Consider the following 345-nt stretch of genomic DNA (forward strand, 5'->3'; position numbering starts at 1 on the left):
CCGGCGCCACCTCGGCCACCGACAGCTCCCACTCCAGCTCGTCGAGCTTGAGAATGCGCTGCTGGGGCTCACCGCCATCGGCAGGGAAGACCGTACGCAGCACCTCGTGCCGCCCGATCACATCCCGCAACGCCATGCCGAGCGCCGCACGCTCCACCCCGCCCGACAACCGCAGCACGACCGGAATGTTGTACGTGGCACTCGGACCCTCCAGCTGCCCGATGAACCACAACCGGCGCTGCGCGAAAGACAACGGAATCATCAGGACTCCTCCTGGATACGCATCGGCCGCAACGCCGGCCTAGCTGACTTCTGACTGCCAAGCCGCCGTGCAAGTCCGGCCAC

1 protein-coding gene is annotated in these 345 nt (G+C 67.0%); it reads right to left on the reverse strand.

From position 1 onward, the window contains the following. Positions 1–262 (reverse strand): condensation domain-containing protein (locus GTY56_RS08105; RefSeq protein ID WP_161363950.1); only part of this gene is annotated, 262 nt, incomplete at its 3' end. Positions 263–345 lie beyond the last annotated feature (83 nt).

Source organism: Streptomyces sp. SID5643, from assembly GCF_009872555.1.
GTDB lineage: Bacteria > Actinomycetota > Actinomycetes > Streptomycetales > Streptomycetaceae > Streptomyces > Streptomyces iakyrus.